Here is an 18,864-nt window from a genome sequence, read left to right on the forward strand (position 1 = left end):
ACGCTCAGCCGCCGCTCTGACCCTTCTTCAGCTCGGTGAGAACGAGCTTCGCGACCGCCTTGAGCGTGTCGAACACGCCGTTGCCGGTGCGCGCCACGGCCTCGAAGTCGGGCACGTTGGTGGGGTTCAGCATCTGACGAAGCTCGTCGACGCTGGCGACGTTCGGCAGGTCCCGCTTGTTGTATTGGACGACGTACGGGAGCTTGTCGAGCGAGTAGCCCTGCTCGGCGAGGTTCGTGCGGAGGTTCTCGACCGACTCGAGGTTCGCTTCCGTACGCTCGATCTGCGAGTCCGCGACGAAGACGACGCCGTCGACGCCCTTCAGAATCAGCTTTCGCGAGGCGTCGTAAAAGACCTGACCCGGCACGGTATAGAGATGGAAGCGCGTCTTGAAGCCGCGAATCTCACCGAGCGACAGCGGGAGGAAGTCGAAGAACAGCGTGCGCTCCGTCTCGGTCGCGAGGCTGATCATCTTGCCCTTCGCGTCCGGGTTGGTGCGCTCGTAGATGTACTGAAGGTTCGTCGTCTTCCCGCAGAGACCAGGCCCGTAATAGACGAGCTTGCAGTTGATCTCCCGCGCCATGTAGTTGATGAAACTCATCGTCTTCGGTTCCTAGGCGCGCGCCGGTCAGTCGTTGAAGAGGTTGTCGATGTCCTCGTCGGTGATTTCGGCGAAGGGCGAATCGGCGCCGGGCTCCTGGACCTTCTTCAGGAGCGACTCGAAGACGTGGTTGAGCTCCTCGCTCGCCTTCTTCACGCGGAGCCGGACGAGGCCGAGGCTCGAACGCGAGTCGAAGATGACGACGAGGATGACGCGATTGCCAACCAGCTGGATGTGGATGTTGGCCTTCTCGCCCTCGTGGAACTGAGTTGCGAACTCGTTCTCCTTGAGGAGCTTGGCCATGCCGCCCGTCGCGGCGATGTTGCCGGCGGTGAGCGACGCGAGGCTCGTCGTGTCGACGTTGTCGATGTCACCGGCCGCTGCAATCAGCTGCCCGTTCTTGTCGACGATGAAGACGACCTTGGCGTTCGCATCCCGAACCAAACGGTCCACGACCGCCTGGATCTGGTTGAACTCCTCCTCGTACATCACCATCTGGGGATTGACCATCCGAACCCTCCGCAGACTTTGCTGCGAGCTGCGACGTCGAGCACTAACCGACACCCGAGACACCGGGCCCCGAGACACTGTAACCGAAACATCGGCAACCGAGACTCTCGAAACCGAAACTCGAAACTTCGATCGCTTGCGACTCGATCCGCTGTTTCTATCCGATACGAGAGACAGCTTTCGGTTCTATCCGATGCTGGGTGCGGACAGCAAGTGTACGTATTCGGTCCCGTCGCAGGTGAGCCAGCACGTGCGCTTCCCGCCGTCGATCGGGCTTGGCCTCGGCTCATCGGGCCTCATCGGGCCTCATCGGGCCCGGCCTTGGTGCAGAAGTCGGACACCGCCTCATAGAGCACGCGGAGGCCCCATTTCAGGCCTGAGACGGGGATCCGCTCGTCATGGCCATGGTACATTTTCGTGAAGTTGACCTCGTGGGTGGGGTCGAACCGAACGGGCGAAAAACCGTAGCAAGTCGTCCCGAGTCGTGCGTAGGCCTTCGCATCGGTGAAGCCCGGGATGAGGTACGGCAGGGGATGTCCGGTCGGATCGTGGCGCTGCAGGGTTGCCGCGAGGTGATCGAACAGTGGCGTCCGCGTGGTGGATTCCACGGCCGGCATCGTGCGGAGCACTTCGAAGTGCGGGTCGCCGCCCATCACCTCGCGTAGCTCGGCCAAAAAGGCGGATTCCGACTGCCCCGGGAGCGTTCGGCCGTCGATGTCGACCGAGGCGCGCCCCGGGATGACGTTGACCTTGGCGCCCGCGCGAAGAACCGTCGGCGCGGCCGTGTTCGAGAGCATGGCGCTGAACGAGGCGCGCTGTCCTTCGTCGCGGATCACGTGGTCGAGGATGAGCGCGGCCACTTGAGGCAGCGTGAGCCGTTTGAGAACGAGCCTCTGGGGCGCCGGCAGTTCCTTGGCCATCCCGTGGAGGAAGTGCTTCACGACCTCGGTCGGATGGAACGGCATCCGCTGTTTTCCGAGGCGCCCGATGGCTTCGCTCAGGCGGACGATGGCGCTTCCCGGCCTCGGCATCGAGCCGTGCCCCGGCTCGCCCTGGTACGTGGCGCGCACCCAGCAGACGCCCTTTTCGGCGACCTGAATGGGATAAAACGTCTTGCCGAAGACCTGGACGGAGAAGGCACCGATCTCCCCGAGCATGTATTCCGCATGCACTTCCACGGGGTGGTCTTCGGTCAAAAATAGGCTTCCGAGACCGCAGCCGGCCTCCTCGTCGGCGACGGCCGCGAAGATGATGTCGCGATCGAGCTTCCTTCCGTCCCGGGCCTCCTGCGCAAGCAGGGCCATGACACATGCGCTCATCGCGGCCATGTGCTTCATGTCGACCGCGCCGCGTCCCCAGACGTAGCCGTCGTGGATTTCGGCGGCGAACGGATCGTGCCGCCACGCCGACGCGTCGGCTTCGACGACGTCGAGATGGGCATTGAGGAGCAGGGGAGGCTTTTTCCCCGTGCCTTTGAGGCGCACGACGAGGTTCGTGCGCCCCTTCACCTTCTCGAAGAACTTCGGCTCGAGGCCCGCCTTGCGGAGGAACTCGGCGAGAAGCTCGGCGGCGGGGCGCTCGTTGCCTGCGCCCTCGTCGCCGCCCGTGCCTCGGTTGACCGTCGGAATCCGGATCAGATCACGTAGGAGCGCGACGCATGTGTCGCCTTCGCGCTCCCAGTCTCCCGGCTCCGGCTTCCAGTCCCCACGCGTTGCGCCCGTCCTGCCGTCCACGGCGGCAGGATACTCCGTCTTGCGGAGGCTAGCGTCGCGCTCTCTCGTTTCTCAGAGAGCGACCGCGAAGCGCATGAGGATCTCGTGGAGCGTGTGCGCGTTGTTGCGAGCCTCGTTGTCCACGCCCACGGGGATGGTGTTGCCCGGCGCGACGGCGCGGTTGTTCGAGGTCTGGACAGGGCCGCCGGGTGACGAGGGCGAGGCCGGCGCCGAGTCCGGGAACATGTTGACGACGTAGTTCAGCGACAGTCGGATGTGGCGCGACGCCCAGTAGTTCGCACCGAAGGACAGCGCGTTGGCGCGGATGTCGCCGTCGATGTTCTTGCTGTCGGGCGTGCCTGCGCGGCTCGCGCTCTGGTAGTTGAGCGAGACCTGCTCCCACTTCGCGAGCAGCTGGAGGGCCCGCGGCGCGATCGCGGCGTCGGGCTTGCTCCAGTCGATGCGCGGCGGCGTTTCGTAACCGGGCAGGCCGGTGATGTCACGCTGACCGAAGGGCCAGTAACCGACCTGCGCGTAGTACGAGATGCCGTGGATGTCGCCGAAGCGCTCGTTGTTCGTGGCCTGGAAGCCCTCGACCGCTTCGCGCGTGTTGTTGTCGATCCAGACGACCTCGCCCGTGAAGTCGAAGCGGTCGACCGGGATGCGGAGCTCGCCGGCGACGCCGAACTGGTTGCCCGAAGGAATGACGTGCGTGGGGCCTTTGCTCCCGTTGTACACGGGCGACCAGAACTGCCACGCGGCCTGGGTGATCATCGGCGCGTAGTCGTATTCGACCCACTTCGGATCGCGCGATCCGTAGTGGAAGCTGCCGCCGATCTGCGCGTCCTTGATCGGAGTCTTGATGCCCGAGCCGGCGAGCGGCTTCACGAACGTGCGCGCGTAGAGGTCGCCACGCGAGTCGACGTTGGGGCGGTTCTGTCCGTCGCCGTTGAAGAGGCCGGCGGAGTAGTACCAGACACGGTTCTTCGTCTCGCCGAACACCATGCCGCCGATCTCCTTGTTCGAAGGGATGCCGACGGCGCGCACGGCGAGCGAGCGCTCCATGAACGGGATGTATTTGTCGCTCGTGCGGTTCTCCATCGTGAACGGGGCGTCGAACTGACCGACCTGCACGTTGAGGAGCGAGTTCTGGTAGTAGACGAGGAACACGTCGGTGGCCGCGGCGCTGAAGCGCGTGGCTTCGGCGGCGGCAAAACGTGCCGTGCTCGCACCCGGTTGAGCGCCCGGCGCGGCCGCTGACGTCTCGTTCGTTCCGCGCGGGTTGTCGATGCCCGTGGCGCCGAAGTCGCCGGCGAGCATGAAGCGGAAGTGACCGAGGAAGTCGCCGGTGATCTCAGGACGGATACGGCGCAGGAAGAGCGTCGGCTTCAGCGCCGTGTTCGACACGCCGCTGCCCGCGTAGCTGTAGAAGTCGATCTGCGCGCGACCTTGCACGAACAAGTTGAAGTTGTCGTGCGGGTCACGGAGGTAGAAAATGCCGTTGTGATAACCGGCGAGCGGATGGCTGTCGTCACCGACCGGCGAGTTGTCGACCTTCACCGCGCCAGGAGCGGTGGCTTCGGTCTGCTCGTTTTTTTCGAGCGCGCGCGCCGAGGGAGCGGCCTGGACTTCAGACGTCGAAGCAGGCGGACTCGCTGCGGGGGGCTCTGTCGGAGTGGCCTGGGCAAACGCCACGGCGGGCGAAGCCAGGACGGAGAACGCCGCGAACGCGGCCGTGCAGAGAGGCGTGTGTTGGCTTCGTGACAAGGGGAGTGTTCTCAAGGCCTTATCGGGCCGTTGTCGCCCGGTGAGGTGACGGCCGTGTGACACGATCGACACGACTCCGAGGCGAACGTCGAGCTTTGCTACGGTTGCGTTTAACGTCCAACGAAACGGACCTCGATGTCGAGATTCTCGTCCGGAGAACGTCCGCGGGTCACCGGAATCGCGGTGAACGCGGGGTCGCTTCGAAGTGCGTCGAACACGGCACGGACCACACGAGGTCGTACCGTCGATTGCCAGCGTTCGAGCCACGCGTTGCCGTCGTCGTCGCCTTCGTAGTCCTCCCCGAACTCGGCGCCGAGCTCGATACGGATCGTGAATTCGCCCTCTTCGCGGTGCGCGGTCATGACCGGCGTATCGGCGTTCCACGCGCGCGCCGCAAGATGCGAGGGTGCAGCGCCCACGCATGTGTGCGACCATCGCACGCGGATGTCGGAGACGTCGCTGGGGATCCGCACGCATGAGCTCGACGCGGCCGAGGCGGTAGCCTGGTCGAGTGGTGCGCTCGCGCGTCCGATGATCGCGCCCGCGGAGCTGTCGGTCTTCACGGTGCGCGACGAAGCCATTCTCCTCGGAGCCTTCCAGCGGTCGTCGGAGCTCTCGCCGCCGATCCGGGACAGCGTCTTCCGGCGCGCGTCGGGCGGCCCTGCGTTGCGTGTCGCGCCCGGCACGCTCTGGATGCAGCTGTCGCTCACGCGCCCCGACGTGCTCGTGCCGTGCGAGGTCTCACGCGTTCTGAACCGCTACGTTCGCCCACTCTTGAAGGCCGTCACGCGCGTCGCGGCGCTTGCGAACTACTTCGATCGCGATTGGATCGCGGTGAAACACAGGCCGGTTGCGTTCGTCGGTTTCGCGCACGAAGCCGCTTCCCGGAGAACGCTCGTCGAGGCGCTGATCTCCGTCCGCGCACAGGCCTTCGTTGGCGAACACGCCTCGCTTCGTGGCAAGACGCCGTGGACCCTCGAGGAGGCGGCGGGCAAACGTGTGGAAGATACACGTTTGTCCGAGGCCGTCGTGGCGAGCTATCTCGAGGCCTATTCGTGCTCGCGCACCCCGCTCTCGGGGAGCGTCGAACCGGCATCGTCAGCGAGCGACGAACCGGCGTGGACGGCTTCACGTGAAGAAGCCATGGGTCGGGTCTACGCGGGGCGCGATCACGACGGACGTATGCGCGTCGGCGGGGAATTCATGGCTTCGCGCGATGCGGTCGATGCCCTCGAAACAGGCCTCGCATCTCTCGATTCGGCTTCGCGCGACGACGTCGGGCGCGCCGTCGACGAGACGCTCGGCGCCGCAGGGACAGCGCTCTTCGGCGTTCGCTCGCTCGTCTCCGTGCGCGACGCGATTCTCGACGCTTGGAACGGCTAGCCCACGTCTGCGCACGAGGCGCTCAGAAGCCGGCTTGCAGCACGCTCGAATAGATGAACGTGTGCTTCGACGGAGGCGGTGAGCCTTCCGGGTGCGCGTTGTCGATCACCACGTCGACCTCGTTCATCCAGCGCAGGTTCTTCGAGAAGCGCAGTACGGCGACGACCGCGTGCGTGTCGCGCGCGTTGTTCTTGATCGACGAGTCTGGCGTGTAGGTGTCGAAGCGATAGCCGACGAGTGCGAGCGGGGTGATCTCCTGCTCCACGCGCACGTAGAATCCGCGTTCCATCAGGTTGGCGACGTTGTCGCTGAAGGGCGTCGGGATGGATGGCACCGCGAACGGGTAGGCCGTGCCGATGTCCATGTTCTGCATGAACGTGAGCTCGGTCGAGACGAGCGTTTCACCGAGCCGGCGCAGGAAGACGTGGTGTGCGCCGAGCCCGTAGTTGAGCATCCAGCGTCCGTAGTTCTTCACGCGCAGGAGCTGCGTGTCGACGATCTGACCGGTGCCCACGTAGCCGGTCGTCGTGAGATTGACCTTGCCGAGGCGGTACTTGACGACGCCGTAGTAATCCTTGGCCTGATTGAGGTCGGGCAGCCTGATGAGGTCCGGCTGGTCGAGGCGCTGGCCGTTCACGACGCCCACGTCGACGAGGAGCTTCTGGTCGAAGGCGTACGTGCGTGCGTGGGCGCCGATGTCACGGCCGCTCGGGAAGAGCGATTGCACGAGCCACGAGCGTTCGATGAACGGCCTCACGTTCGAGCGCTCGAAGAGCTCGAGCCTCAGCGGCAAGAGGAAGATGCCGGCGGAGAACTCCGTTCGCACGTCGCGCGACCAGTGTGCGATGCCGGTCGCCTCGGCGTCGCGAACGATGGTGCCGATGACGATGTTGTTCGCGCCGAGAGGGAAAGGGTCGACCTCGAGGGAGAAGCGCGCCACGTCCGTCTGGAACACCGTGCGGAAGCGCGTTCGGCGAAGACGGAAGTAGTCGTTGTTGGTGGTGGTGCCATCGGGATTCGCGATGACAGCATTCGCCGAGATGCCGGGCGGAAGAACGCCGTTGATGAGGTTCGACGAGGCTGCCGTGTTGTTCACCTGGATGATGAGCTGCGGCTGGACGTAGCCCGAGAAGGTGAGGTGCTTGAGGATGCGTTGCCCGACGTCGAGCCGGTTGAGGCGCGCCTCGTCTTCCGCGAGACGTTCTTCGAGCGCTTTGATGCGCGCATCGCGCACGTCGGGACTGCCAGTGTCGGTGGTTCCAACGACGACCGTGTTCGCGCGCTCTCGGTCCGGCGGCACGAGCTCGGTCCCCGACGTCGACGTGGGAAGGCGATCCTGTCCGGGCGGAGGAATGAGTGGCGGATCGGCTTCTTTTGCCGGGTTTTCGGGCCAAGGCCGCTCCGACGAAGTACCCGCTGGCGCCTGCTGCGCGAACGCGCGTGATGACGTGAGTGACGTGAGCGCGAGAGCGATGGAAAGTGCACCGAGCTTCCCGAAGCGACGAGCAGGAAGGGTCATCGTGTGACCCCGCATTATGCACGCCTTGGCGCGAGGTCAGCTTTGATTCGGACGGCGTTCCCAGACGCGCGCCTCGCGGAAGATGCGAACGAGCTCGGGATCGAGGTGCTGATCTTTCACACCGAAGCCCAGGATCTCGATCGCCTTCTCCGCCGGGACAGCGCGCTTGTACGGGCGATCGCTCGCGGTGAGTGCATCGAAGATGTCCGAGATGCTCATCATCTTCGAGCCGATCGGGATGTCGTTGGAAGCGAGGCGATTCGGATAGCCGGTTCCGTTGAGTCGCTCGTGGTGCGCGCCCGCGATCTCGGGAACGCGCCTCAGCGCCTTGCCCCAAGGGATCTGCGAGAGGAAGCGATACGTGTGAACGACGTGGCTCGAGATCTCCTCGTACTCTTTCGGCGTGAGCGAACCCCTCTTCACGCTGAGGGCCACGGCCTCCTCCGCCTCGAGCAAAAAGTGCGGGTCGCCACGGAGATCTTCGTAGGTCTCTTTCGCCAACTGTTCGACCTTCGCGAAGTCGCCTGCTGCGAGGACGGTGGGCTCGTTGGCGGACAGAATCGCGTGCCAGTTCATGTCGAGCTCGGCGCGGCGCACTTCGAACTCGTGATCGAGGGCGTCGATTTCGTTCCTCGGCGCACCTCGTTCGAGCAAGGTCACTTTCCGGCGCAAGATCTCGGCCTCGAGCGAACGCGCGACGAAGTCGAAACGGGAACGAATGAGCGACAGTCGTTCGTCGTAGAGCTTCTTCGCTTTGACGAGCACCTTCTCGCGGACGCCGATCTTTCCGAAGTCGTGCAGGAGGCTCGCGTATTCGAGCTCGCGCAGGTCCTCGACGGAGAACTTCGCGTCGCGGTACGGACCCGCGCCCTCGAGATCGACGACCTTGGCGAGCTCCACGGTCAAGTCGGCCACGCGTCGCGAGTGACCGCTCGTCGTCGGATCGCGTGACTCGATGGCCTCGACGCTCGCTTTCACGAAGCCTTCGAAGAGCTTTCGAATCTCGTCGTAGAGCATCGCGTTCTCGAGCGAGACGCCTGCTTGCGCGGCGACCATGCCGAGGAGCTCTTCGCTTCGCGCGTCGAAGGAGACGACGCTCTCGGAGGCGGACTTGTCGCCGAGCAGTCTCTCTTTCGGATTCTTCTTCTTGTTGATCAGCTGGATGACGCCGATGACCTCGTCTCGCTGGGAGATGAGAGGCATCGTGAGCATCGACTTGGTGCGGTAGCCGATCTTCTCGTCGAAGCGTCGATCGAAGCCGTAGGGCGCCCCCGGCGGGAGATCGTAGGCGTCGTCGATGTTGATGGCCTTCTTCCCGAGCGCCGCGCTGCCCGCGATCGAGCGCTTGGAGAGCGGCATCGCGAACTCGCGTGAGTCGTAGTTGACCGAGTCGTTCTGCGAGAGCTTGAAGCGCAACACCGGGCCTGGATTGAGGCTGACGGGCTCGCTTTCGCCGGTGAGCGTGATGCGCGTGTTCTGCTCGACGACGTAGATGCTTCCCGCGTCGGCGCCGGTGACGAAGCGGCTCTTCTCGAGAATGACGCCGAGCAGCTTGTTCACGTCGCGCTCGGTGGTCATGGCGCGCGCGATGTCGACGAGCTCGCCGGTCTCGAAGCGATAGCGGCTGAGCGACTGCCCTCGGCTCTCCGCGCTGCCCTTGGCTTCGAGCAGCTCGAACGCGCGCATGCCGGCAAGGAAGAGCTCGTCGAGCGAGGCGTCCTCCGCGACGATGCTCGCGAGACCGCGATTCATGGCCTGTTCGAGATCGACGTCGTTCGGGTATCCGAGGAGTACGAGCATCGCCTCGCCGGCGGCCATGCGACCGGCGAACGGCTGGAGGAGCTCGCGGCCGGAGTCCCAGACGCGCGCCGGTGCGGCGAGGACCGTGAGGTGATCGCGCGTGACGGCCACGAGGAGAGGATGCGGTCGTGTGACGATTTCCCGACTCAGCCGAGGATCACGGCCGAGCTGCTCCGCGAGCCGCGTCATCCGATGAACGAGGGCAGGGGTTGCGGTCGTGGACGTCCCGCTCGCCGCTCCGCCTTCGACGCCCTCGACGCTGGCTGTTGAACTCGTCCCGACGCTCTGGAAATCGGCCATCGTCGCCCTTTGCCCCCAGAGAAACGTATCAGAACGCCGCGCGGAACACGCTTATTCGCAGATGGGCATGGCGCCCCCTCGCGCCCCCTCGCCCCCCTCGGGCCCATCTAGCCGCCATCCACGCGCGGACCCCTCCACCGGACTTCCAACGGCGCCGCCGCGGCGCTACATGACGGTCGCGATGTACGTCGACCTCACGGAGATTCGTACGGAGTACGCGCGGGCTGGCCTTCAGGAGCGCGCGCTCAACCCCTCGCCCATTCGACAGCTCGAGCGTTGGCTTCGCGAGGCCATCGACGCGAAACACCCCGAGCCGACGGCCATGACCGTCGCCACGGTGGACGCCGAGGGCCAGCCGTCCTCACGCATCGTGCTCCTCAAGACGCTCGACGATCGCGGGCTCGTGTTCTTCACGAACTACGACAGCGACAAGGGCCATGATCTCGCGCAGAACCCGCGCGCGTGCGCCTCGTTCTTCTGGGTGATGCTCGAACGTCAAGTTCGCGTCACTGGCTCGGTATCCATGGTTCCGCGCGACGAGTCGGAGGCCTACTTCCGCAGCCGCCCGCGCGAGAGCCAGATCGGGGCGTGGGCCTCGCGTCAGAGCGCCGTCCTTTCGGGACGGGAGGAGCTCGATCGCATCGTGGAGGAGACGCGCGCCCGCTTCGGGGAAGGGGAGATCCCGTGCCCGCCGAACTGGGGCGGCTACCTCCTCACTCCGTCGCGTGTCGAATTCTGGCAGGGCCGCCCGAGCCGCCTGCACGATCGCCTGCGTTACACGCGTGATGCGCAAAGCACGGACGCGTGGGTGATTGAGCGTCTCTCGCCCTGATCGGCGGCCTCGTCTGAGAGGGTGTTGGCGGTCGATGATCGTCTGCTAGCGTTTTGTTGGTCGTGCTTTTTCGGAATCCAGCGGTCTTCGCATCGAGCTTGATCGTCCTCGGTACGCTCGGCGTGCTTGGCGTGAGTGGTGGTGCGTGCAGCCCGTTCGGTGCCGAGGACGGCGAGGACATCGAGACGCTGCCCGCGACGAATGCGGATGCGTCGTCGGTCGACGCGGGGCCGCTGCCCGATGCGGGAGTCGACGCCGACACCGACGCCACGGCCGACGCCGGAGCCTGCGCGGCCACGTTCTGTGAAGGTTTCGACGACGACGCGTGGGGCAAGGCCTGGTTCCTGATGGATCAGAACACCCTGACCACCGCGAACGATTTCCACCTGAGTCCCCCGCGCTCGCTCGAGCTCAAGCTGCCGCTCCTCGCGAACTCGGATGGGCCCGGTAAGAGCTGGCTCAAGAAGGACTTCAAGGACGTCTCGCATCTCAAGGCGTCGGTCTGGATGAAGATTCTGCAGATGGGCGACGGATCCGTCGATCTCTTCGGGATCGTCACCCAGGACCAGGTGAACGCGAAGCCCATCGCCCTCGTCTACGACGGTTCGAGATTCATCCTCGAGGCTCCGGCTTCGGGCAACGCCGCGCCGAACGAGCAGGTCACGGTGGGCCTCCCGCCGATCCCGCTGAACGACTGGACGAAGATCGAGGTCGAGGTCGACCTGACGACGCGAGAGATTGCGCTGCGGGTCAACGACGGGAGTACGCCGTCGATGACCATCACCAAGCAATGGGAGGTGGGGCGCCTCCCGCTGGCCGTCGAGCTCGGCGCCGCGTGGACGTCGCCGACAATCCAGAAGCCCTGGATCATCCATTTCGACGACGTCGAAGTGACCGCTACGCCGTAATCGCTACTCGCCGGCGGGCGTCGCCAGCTTGCGCGACCACATGATTGCGTCTTTGCGCTCGCGCCCCACGATCAGGTGATTGGCGAGCAGGCCCGTGCGACGGAAGCCGTTGTGCACGAAGGCCGTCGCGAGGGCTGCATCGTCGCTGGGGGCCAGCGCGAAGCAGCCGACGACGCCCTTTTCCAGGAAGTCGTCGCAGAGCGTACGCAGTGCGGACACGGTCGCGAGCCGCTCGGTGTCGGTCTTCGGGCCGGTCAGAAGCTCGAGGAACGCGTTGCCGAAGCAGCCTTGCGACTCGATGCGCGCGATCAGCTCGAATCCGCCCTTCGCGCCGATCTGGTAGAACGTCTGCTCGCCGTCTCGCCCGAAAGGCTCGAACGCCGTGAGGGCGCGCCCTGCGCGTAGAGCCTTGTCGGTCGCCTTTTTGACGTCCGCCGCGGAAGGCATTCCGAGCTTCACGATCGGCAGTTGGCGATCGCTGAGGCCCTTCGCGTGCTTCTTCGCGGTGATGACCGTCTTCTCGGCGAAGTCGATCGCGGCCGAGGGTGCGGCCTCTTCGGGCTCGTCGTCGTCCATCGTCGCGGGGAGGCGGAAGTTGCCGGCCATCGCTTCGGCCACCGCGCAGCCGAGGATGAACGCGTCGCTTCGCTTGTAGAACGCGGGAATGTTCGCTTCCCGGGTGAACCCGAGCTTGATCCAGGTGGAGACTTCGTCGCGTTCGACCAGCGTGTAGACCTTCTCGATCCCCTCGCGCTGGGCGAGCTTCAGGACGAAGAGCCGCTTGGCGTGGCTGGGCCCGGCCCGGAAGTCGATGACGCGCATCGTCTTCGTGCGCCGGTTGAGCAGGAGGCAGACCGAAACGGCTTCGTTCTGCACGAACATCTCTTCGACGCCGCCGCGTGTACCCCCTGCGCCCGACGTGTCCCGACGTGCCCCAGCCTTCTTGCTCTCTACGCGCTCCCAGGCTCGTGCGACCATTTCTGCCCCGCCCCGCATTGCGACCCTGCAAGCCTGTCGAGGGTCGATCTTTCAGTGTTGAAATGGGCCCGTAACACGGCGACCTCGAAAGGGTCAACGTGGAACGCGAGCGTACGAGCTCTCCTTGACGCATGGCGTCGAAGGATTTGCGCTCTCGTCATGCATACGCCACGGGGATCGCGGGCGCGCGTCATAGCGCGGCGCGTTGGCTGCCCCGCTGCCACGCACCCGACCCCTCAGGAGAGGCTGTCGATCTCCGAGCGAGGCACGCCAAGACCGGACATCGCGTCGAGGAGGCGGTCCTTGTTCACGGAGACGAGCGTGGGCATGCCGCCCGAGAGGCCGAGCAGCTCGAGGAAGCTGATTCCGCTGTCGAAGGGAGCGGCCAGCGTGAGGTTGTCGCCGTCGATGACCATCGCAATCGAGGCGCGCTCCTGCCCGAGCAGGAGGAGCATGGTCTTGTCGTAGCGCGCGGTGCTCTTGCGTCCGGTCACGTCGAGAAACGCAATCGACTTGCACGCGGGGACGAGCGGCTTCGCGAGATCGATTCGTCGATAGCCGCGCGCAAGCTCGGCCGTGGTCTTCTCGACCGCTTCGAGCTCGGCGCCGGCGGCGTCGATGGGGACCCAGAGCGAGTCGTCCGAAAGGCCCGTCGCGAGGTGGCGGACGATGAGGCCGAGCAGGCCCGTGTCTCGTGGGCGCGCGCGAATCGCTCGGTCGAAGCGGCGGGCGATGGGGGATGGCGTCCCGATGCGCGTGTCGATGGCGCGCGCGTCGTCGTCGGCACCAGGATAGGGCTCCTCGCCTTCTCGGAGCCACTTCGCGGCGCTGCAAAGGCCGTCGAAATCCGTGTGGCACACGATGGTGTCCACCGGACCCACCCTCGCGCAGAGCTCCTTCGTCACCATCTCCGGGCAAGCGCCGTGTTCGGCCTTGGTGGCGAGGACGAATCGCGGATCTTGCTTGTATTGTGCATGGAGCGCGTGGTCGTGATGGTCGACCCAGGCCGCGAGCCTACTGCCGAGCCCGTCGATGAAGGGCTTGGTGATCTTCTCGAAGCCGCCCCCGGACGCCTCGGACGCGAATGCCACGTCCAGAACAACCACGCGGCCGCGCGTGGTGCTGGCTTTCGGGAGCTTTCGCGGGGTGGCAAAGGAGAGCTCAGCGCGCATGAAGTGGTGACAGGGTACCGCTGCCTGTGGCGTATGTCGCTCCGAGATGGCATTGAAGGTGGTCGAAACCATGCTCGAGTTCGACGAGAACGCGCTCCTCCCGGTCGTCGCGCAGGACCAACTGACCGGTGAAGTTCGAATGGTGGCCTACGCGAACGCGGCGGCCATCCGTCACACGCTCGAGACCGGACGCGCCACCTTCTTCAGCCGATCGCGCAAAGAGCTATGGGTGAAGGGGCTGACGAGCGGAAACGCCATGGACGTCTCGTCGGTGCTCGTCGACTGCGACGCCGATTGCCTCGTCTACCTCGTCCGTCCGCACGGGCCGTCGTGCCACACGGGCGCGCCCACGTGTTTTTTCCGGCGCCTCTCGCTCGACGACGACAAGCTCGCCATCCACGACGACGAGGTTCCCGCATCGACGTTGCTCGCGCGCCTCGAGATTGTGCTCGACGCGCGCCGGAGCAGCAGCGCGGCCAAGAGCTACACGAAGAGCTTGTTCGATGGCGGCCCCTCGAAAATCGGAGAGAAGCTGCGCGAAGAGGCCGACGAGTTGTCACGCGCAATCGACGGCGAAACCGACGATCGCGTGACCAGCGAGGCGGCGGACGTCCTTTTTCACGTCATGGTCGCGCTGAAGTCGCGCGGGCTCTCCATCACGGAGGTGCTCCGCGAGCTCGAGCGGCGCTCGGGAACGAGCGGTCACGACGAAAAGCGCAGCCGTGCAACGGCGAAATCCGGCGAGAGCGAGACGAGCGAGAAACCGGGCGGCGGAAAATCCTCATAAATAAGCCGAAATCCTAAAGCCGTGGTTTGACACCTTTTCTACGCGCCACCTATTCTCGAAGCGCGATGGGGCAGACAGTCCTGGTTTTCGAGAGCGACGCGGCATTTGCTGGGGAGCTCCGTAACGAGCTCTCGAAGCTCGGATGCAGTGTTCAAGTCGTCGATGACGGCAATACGGGTTTGCAGCAGGCGACGTCTGCCCCACCTGACCTGATCCTGTTGTCGATCGAGCTCCCGCGCATGAACGGGTTCTCGGTCTGCAACAAGCTGAAGAAGGATCCGTCGCTCAAGGACATCCCGCTCATCATCATGTCGAGCGAGTCGAGCGACGAGACGTTCGAACAGCACCGCAAGCTGCGAACGCGCGCCGAGGACTACGTCCACAAGCCCATCGCGTTCGGCGACCTGCTCGCCCGCATCAACCCGCTCGTTTCGCTCGGGGCGCCGCCTCCTCCCGCGGCCGCGCCGTATTCCGAGCCCGAGCCCGAGCCCGTGCCGGCGCCCGAGCCGGTGGCCGAAGTGGTCCAGCCCACGTACGCCGATGGCGATGCCGAAGTGGCCACGGAATCGCTCGATGGTGACGACATCCTCATCGAGGAGATGCCGTCCAATGCGCCGGGCATGCGTTCGTCGCGCGCTCCTGCGCCGGCCGAGGCGGAGAGCCTCGTGGCCGCGGCCATCGAGCACGTCAACGGCAACGGTTCGGCGTCGCTCGACAACGCGCTTCGCGTCGCGAGCCAGCCCCCGCTTCCGCGTATCAGTGAGCTCCCGCGCCCCGACGACGGCCGCGCCGAAGCGCTCGCGCGCGAAGTCGATGACGCGAACGCCAAGATTCGCGAGCTCGAAGCCGCCGTGACGCGCGCGCGTCGCGAGAGCGAAGACGCCAAGCGTGAGGTCGAGACCGCGCGCCGTGAGAGCGACGACGCCAAGCGCGACGTCGAGCTGGCGAGGCAGGAGATCGAAGACGCGCGGCGCGAGACCGAGGAGGTCCGTGCGCGTGCCGCCACGCAATCGAAGGCTCCGCCTGCGGGTGGTATGTCGAGCCGCGAGATCCTCGATCTCCGCGAGGGGCTCAACAAGAAGGACAAGGAGATCCTCTCCCTCAAGGAGGGGCTCGGTCGCAAGGACAAGGAGATCGTCGACATCAAGGACAAGCAGCTCGCCCTCGAGCGCTTGAAGTCCGATCTCGACGACAAGGTCCTCGAACAAGAACGAGCGCTCGCCAACTTCGAAGACAAGGTCGAGTCGCTCCAAGCCGACAAGGAGCAGGCCAAGAAGGCCGGCGACGACTTCAAGCGCCGCGCCGAGCGCGCCACGCAGGAAGCCGACGCCCGGACCCGCGAGGTCAACGAGCTCAAGGAAAAGCACGCTCAGGAGCTCGCGGCGCGCGAGAACCAGCTTCGCGAAGATGCCGCCGCGGCGCTCAAAGCGGCGCAGGAAGTCCACGACGCGGCCCTGGCCGACGCGGCCACGGCCAAGGCCAACGCGCTCGACGACGCGCGCCGCGCCGCCGAAGCCGACAAGGACGAAGCCCTCGCTGCGCAGAAGCAGGAGCTCGACGCCGAGCGTGACGCGAAGGTCACGGCCCTCGTTCGCTCGCACAACGAGCACACGAGCCAGGCGAAGAGCGCGCACGAGAGCGCCGTCGCCGAGCTGACGAAGCAGAGCGAAGGCGCGCTGGCCGAGGCCGAGCAGCGACGCGCGAGCGAGATCGCAGCGCTCGAAGCCGATCGCGACACCACGGTCGCCGAGGTTCGCGCGAAGGCCCAGGCAGACGTCACGGCTGCACGCAATCACTCCGACGAGCGCATCGCCGACGTCGAGCGTGACGCGGCGACGAAGCTCGCGAAGATCGCCGAGGAGACGTCGAACAAGCTCACGCAGGCCGAGCAGGAGGGCGCCGAGCGTCTCGACGCCGCCGAAAAGGCCGCCGCCGAGCGCCTCGCATTCGCGGAGAACCAGGCCGCCGAGCGTCTCGCGACGGCCGAGCGCGAGGCTGCCGAGAAGCTCACGAACAGCGAAAATCAGGCGGCGGCGACGCTTGCTGCGGCCATCGCCGAAGCTGCCGAGAAGCTCGCAGCCTCGGAGTCCGCGGCGGCTGCGAAGCTCGCGGCCTCGGAGTCTGCGGCGGCTGCGAAGCTGGCGTCGACGGAAGCCGACGCCGCGGCTCGTTTCGCGGCGGCCGAATCGGAGGCCGCGGCTCGTCTCGCCACGGCCGAATCGGAAGCGGCTTCGAAGCTCGCGGCGGCCGAAGAGGAAGGCGCCTCGAAGCTCGCGGCCGCGGAAGCGGAAGCGGTGTCGAAGCTCGCGGCCGCGGAGGCGGAAGCGGCGTCGAAGCTCGCGGCCGCGGAGGCGGAGGCGGCGTCGAAGCTCGCGGCCGCGGAGGCGGAGGCGGCGTCGAAGCTCGCGGCCGCGGAGGCGGAAGCAGCCTCGCGCCTTGCCGCGACGCAGGCCGAAGCGGCGGAGCAGCTCGCGACGCTCCAGAAGGAATCGGCCGACACGCTTGCCGCAACGCAGGCCGAGGCCGCAAGCAAGCTCGCTCGAAGCGAAGAGGCGGCGGCCGCGCAGAAGGCGGCTTCCGATGCTCGCATCAAGGAGCTCGAAGACGCGCTCGCCACGAGCGAAGAGAAGTCCGAACAGCGCGCCGCCGAGCTCGCCGAGACCGTTGCCGCGCGCAACGGCTTCGAGAAGGACCTCGACAACGCTCGCGCTCGCATCGCCGTGCTCGAAGCCGATTTCGCGGCTGCGAAGCACACGATCGAAGAGACCAAGGGCCACTTCGTCACGCAGACCGGCCGCCTCGAACGCGCCAACGCGAAGATCGAAGCCGACAAGCTGTCGCTCGATCGCGCGAAAGACGCGCTCGCGGTCGCTCTCTCGATGATCGAAGAAGCGGAGCAGCGCGCCTCGTCCTGACTTGTGGGGGCTCCGCCCCCCTCGAGTCCTCCGGACTCGAGCCTCCCCCGGTTGCCCGCGGCGGGTCGCCTTCGGCGCGTCGCGCTAGGAGCGCGACGAAGAACCCGCCGCTCGCGTTGGGGCTACGGGCGAGCGTCTTGGTCTCTGAGTGCGTAGCAGGGGAGGCGGGCCGGGGAGTGGAGGCGCGCTTCGAGGCCGCTAAACGTCCGCCCGCGCGGTGAGCTTTTTTGCTTCGCGGCGCGAGGCAGCGAGCACCGTGTCGCGATCGAGGCGCTGGTGCTCGCCATGGCGGACGACGTGTTCGCCATCGACGAACACGTGCTCTACGTCGCGTGCGGTGCACGCGTAAACGAGCTTCGAATAGACGTCGCCGCCGGGCTCGATGTGCGGGCCGTCGAGCCTCGTGACGACCACGTCTGCTTGCTTGCCGACTTCGAGCGAACCGATCTTGTCGGCGAGGCCGAGCGCGCGCGCACCGTCGATGGTGGCAAGGCGGAAGGCGCGCTTGGCGGGCAGCGACGTCGTCGAGACGCGGATCTTCGCGAGAAGCGCGGCGTGGCGCAGCTCGACCCAGGGATCGAGGTTGTTGTTGCACGGGGCGCCGTCGCCGCCGAGGGCGAGCGAGACGCCGCGGTCGTCGAGGTCGGAGACGCGCGCGATGCCGGAGCCGAGCTTCAGGTTCGCGCTGGGGCAGTGGACGATGCTCGTGCCGTCGCGCGCGACGAGTTCGGCCTCGTCGTCACGGAGCTGTACACCGTGCGCGAGAATCACGTTCGGCCCGGAGAAACCCCACTTGCGCATGATCGCGATGTCGTCGTCGCCGAGGGCGTTCCGAACGGCCACGCGCTCGTCGGGGTGCTCGGCCACATGGCTATGGAGCTTCGCGCCGTTGGCCTTGGCGCGCTCGGCGGTGCCGCGGAAGACGGCTTCGGTGCACGAGAGGATGAAGCGCGGAGCGTAGGCATAGGAGAGGCGTCCACTCGCCTTTCCGGCCCACGTTTCATGGAGCCGGTCGCTCTCGCGGAGGCTGTCCTTGGTGGTCTCCTTGAGGCCCTTCGGAACGCCGCCGCCGGCGTCCATCATCGTCTTGCCGCCCACGCAGCGGATTCCGGCGCGCGCGCAGGCGTCGAAAACCTCGTCGTAGTGGTGGACCGTGCCCATATCGAGGATGGTCGTCGTCCCCGAGAGCATCATCTCGAGGAGTCCGAGCTCGGCGCTCGCCCGGAGGGACTTGGTGTCGTGGGCCGCCTCGAACGGCCAGATTCGGCGCTGAAGCCATTCGAGGAGAGGCATGTCGTCGGCCATGCCCCGGAAGAGGACCTGGCAAAGGTGGACGTGCGCCTGGATCAAACCAGGGACGACCGCGCAGCCTCGGGCGTCCACGACGCGCACCGGGCCTCCGCCGCTCGCCGTGCCCAGCGCGGACGCGGGGACCTTCCCGACCCGGGAAATCCTGGGCCCGTCGATGAGCAAGTCTCCTTCGTATACCGCCCCGTCGGGGGTGCACGGGACCAGCGTTCCGCCTCGGATCAGTGTCTTCACGTAACCTCTACTCTAGTCCGTTTCCGAGGGTCATGTCGCGATGCTAACGTCGACGGTCGACCTCGGCCTTCGGGGCGCCGATCGCGCGTTGCTGCGTCCGGTCGCTCGACGAGGGGTTCGGGTCGCTCCTTCGCAACC

The 18,864-nt window shown here is 66.2% G+C and carries 15 protein-coding genes; 5 read left to right on the forward strand and 10 right to left on the reverse strand.

From position 1 onward, the window contains the following. Window positions 1–4: 4 nt before the first annotated feature. The 5 genes from AKJ09_RS17185 to AKJ09_RS53030 all read right to left on the reverse strand — a co-directional run bounded on the left by AKJ09_RS17185 (window position 5) and on the right by AKJ09_RS53030 (window position 5,009). The gene (locus AKJ09_RS17185) at window positions 5–601 is read right to left on the reverse strand and encodes a GTP-binding protein (RefSeq protein WP_146648292.1); all 597 of its coding nucleotides are present in this window, start codon (window positions 599–601) and stop codon (window positions 5–7) included. Between the two features lie 27 nt (window positions 602–628). Then, complete coding sequence (locus AKJ09_RS17190; RefSeq protein WP_146648293.1) at window positions 629–1,111, reverse strand: roadblock/LC7 domain-containing protein; 483 nt, start codon at window positions 1,109–1,111, stop codon at window positions 629–631. A 296-nt stretch (window positions 1,112–1,407) separates the two neighbouring features. Next, window positions 1,408–2,844 (reverse strand): M20/M25/M40 family metallo-hydrolase, encoded by a 1,437-nt coding sequence (locus AKJ09_RS17195; protein ID WP_146648294.1) that lies wholly within the window; start codon window positions 2,842–2,844, stop codon window positions 1,408–1,410. A gap of 51 nt (window positions 2,845–2,895) precedes the next feature. Continuing rightward, complete coding sequence (locus tag AKJ09_RS17200) at window positions 2,896–4,590, reverse strand: porin (protein ID WP_169927605.1); 1,695 nt, start codon at window positions 4,588–4,590, stop codon at window positions 2,896–2,898. 110 nt (window positions 4,591–4,700) lie between these two features. Further along, the gene (locus tag AKJ09_RS53030) at window positions 4,701–5,009 is read right to left on the reverse strand and encodes a hypothetical protein (RefSeq protein WP_205633728.1); all 309 of its coding nucleotides are present in this window, start codon (window positions 5,007–5,009) and stop codon (window positions 4,701–4,703) included. Between the two features lie 25 nt (window positions 5,010–5,034). Between AKJ09_RS53030 and AKJ09_RS17205 the strand changes: the two genes are divergently transcribed. Continuing rightward, window positions 5,035–5,973, forward strand: a complete 939-nt coding sequence (locus AKJ09_RS17205; RefSeq protein ID WP_146648296.1) for a hypothetical protein — start codon at window positions 5,035–5,037, stop codon at window positions 5,971–5,973. 22 nt (window positions 5,974–5,995) lie between these two features. Here AKJ09_RS17205 and AKJ09_RS17210 read toward each other — a convergent pair whose 3' ends face one another. Continuing rightward, complete coding sequence (locus AKJ09_RS17210) at window positions 5,996–7,492, reverse strand: hypothetical protein (protein ID WP_146648297.1); 1,497 nt, start codon at window positions 7,490–7,492, stop codon at window positions 5,996–5,998. A 36-nt stretch (window positions 7,493–7,528) separates the two neighbouring features. Then, window positions 7,529–9,592 carry an HD-GYP domain-containing protein gene (locus AKJ09_RS17215; protein ID WP_146648298.1) on the reverse strand — a complete coding sequence of 688 codons (2,064 nt, stop codon included), beginning with the start codon at window positions 9,590–9,592 and terminating at the stop codon, window positions 7,529–7,531. A 169-nt stretch (window positions 9,593–9,761) separates the two neighbouring features. Here AKJ09_RS17215 and pdxH point away from each other — a divergent pair, with 169 nt between their 5' ends. Then, window positions 9,762–10,424 carry a pyridoxamine 5'-phosphate oxidase gene (gene pdxH, locus AKJ09_RS17220; protein ID WP_205633729.1) on the forward strand — a complete coding sequence of 221 codons (663 nt, stop codon included), beginning with the start codon at window positions 9,762–9,764 and terminating at the stop codon, window positions 10,422–10,424. Between the two features lie 62 nt (window positions 10,425–10,486). Continuing rightward, window positions 10,487–11,332: a hypothetical protein gene (locus AKJ09_RS17225; protein WP_146648299.1), complete on the forward strand. Its 846-nt coding sequence runs from the start codon at window positions 10,487–10,489 to the stop codon at window positions 11,330–11,332. A gap of 3 nt (window positions 11,333–11,335) precedes the next feature. Here the strand turns inward: AKJ09_RS17225 and AKJ09_RS17230 are convergent, their stop codons facing one another. Both AKJ09_RS17230 and AKJ09_RS17235 read right to left on the reverse strand, forming a co-directional pair. Next, a complete protein-coding gene (locus AKJ09_RS17230) occupies window positions 11,336–12,310 on the reverse strand; it encodes a hypothetical protein (protein ID WP_146648300.1) in 975 nt (324 codons plus the stop codon). A 236-nt stretch (window positions 12,311–12,546) separates the two neighbouring features. Beyond that, entirely contained in the window at window positions 12,547–13,401 is an 855-nt protein-coding gene (locus AKJ09_RS17235) for a hypothetical protein (protein ID WP_240488502.1), read from the reverse strand. A 127-nt stretch (window positions 13,402–13,528) separates the two neighbouring features. Between AKJ09_RS17235 and hisIE the strand changes: the two genes are divergently transcribed. Both hisIE and AKJ09_RS54295 read left to right on the forward strand, forming a co-directional pair. Next, complete coding sequence (gene hisIE / locus AKJ09_RS17240; RefSeq protein WP_275936628.1) at window positions 13,529–14,269, forward strand: bifunctional phosphoribosyl-AMP cyclohydrolase/phosphoribosyl-ATP diphosphatase HisIE; 741 nt, start codon at window positions 13,529–13,531, stop codon at window positions 14,267–14,269. A gap of 65 nt (window positions 14,270–14,334) precedes the next feature. After that, entirely contained in the window at window positions 14,335–17,184 is a 2,850-nt protein-coding gene (locus AKJ09_RS54295; protein WP_146648302.1) for a response regulator, read from the forward strand. Between the two features lie 198 nt (window positions 17,185–17,382). On the opposite strand, the gene AKJ09_RS17250 is transcribed toward AKJ09_RS54295, so the two are convergent. After that, on the reverse strand, window positions 17,383–18,726 hold the full coding sequence (locus AKJ09_RS17250; protein ID WP_240488503.1) for an amidohydrolase family protein: 1,344 nt from the start codon (window positions 18,724–18,726) through the stop codon (window positions 17,383–17,385). Window positions 18,727–18,864 lie beyond the last annotated feature (138 nt).

It is taken from the genome of Labilithrix luteola (assembly GCF_001263205.1).
Taxonomy (GTDB): Bacteria; Myxococcota_A; Polyangia; order Polyangiales; family Polyangiaceae; genus Labilithrix; species Labilithrix luteola.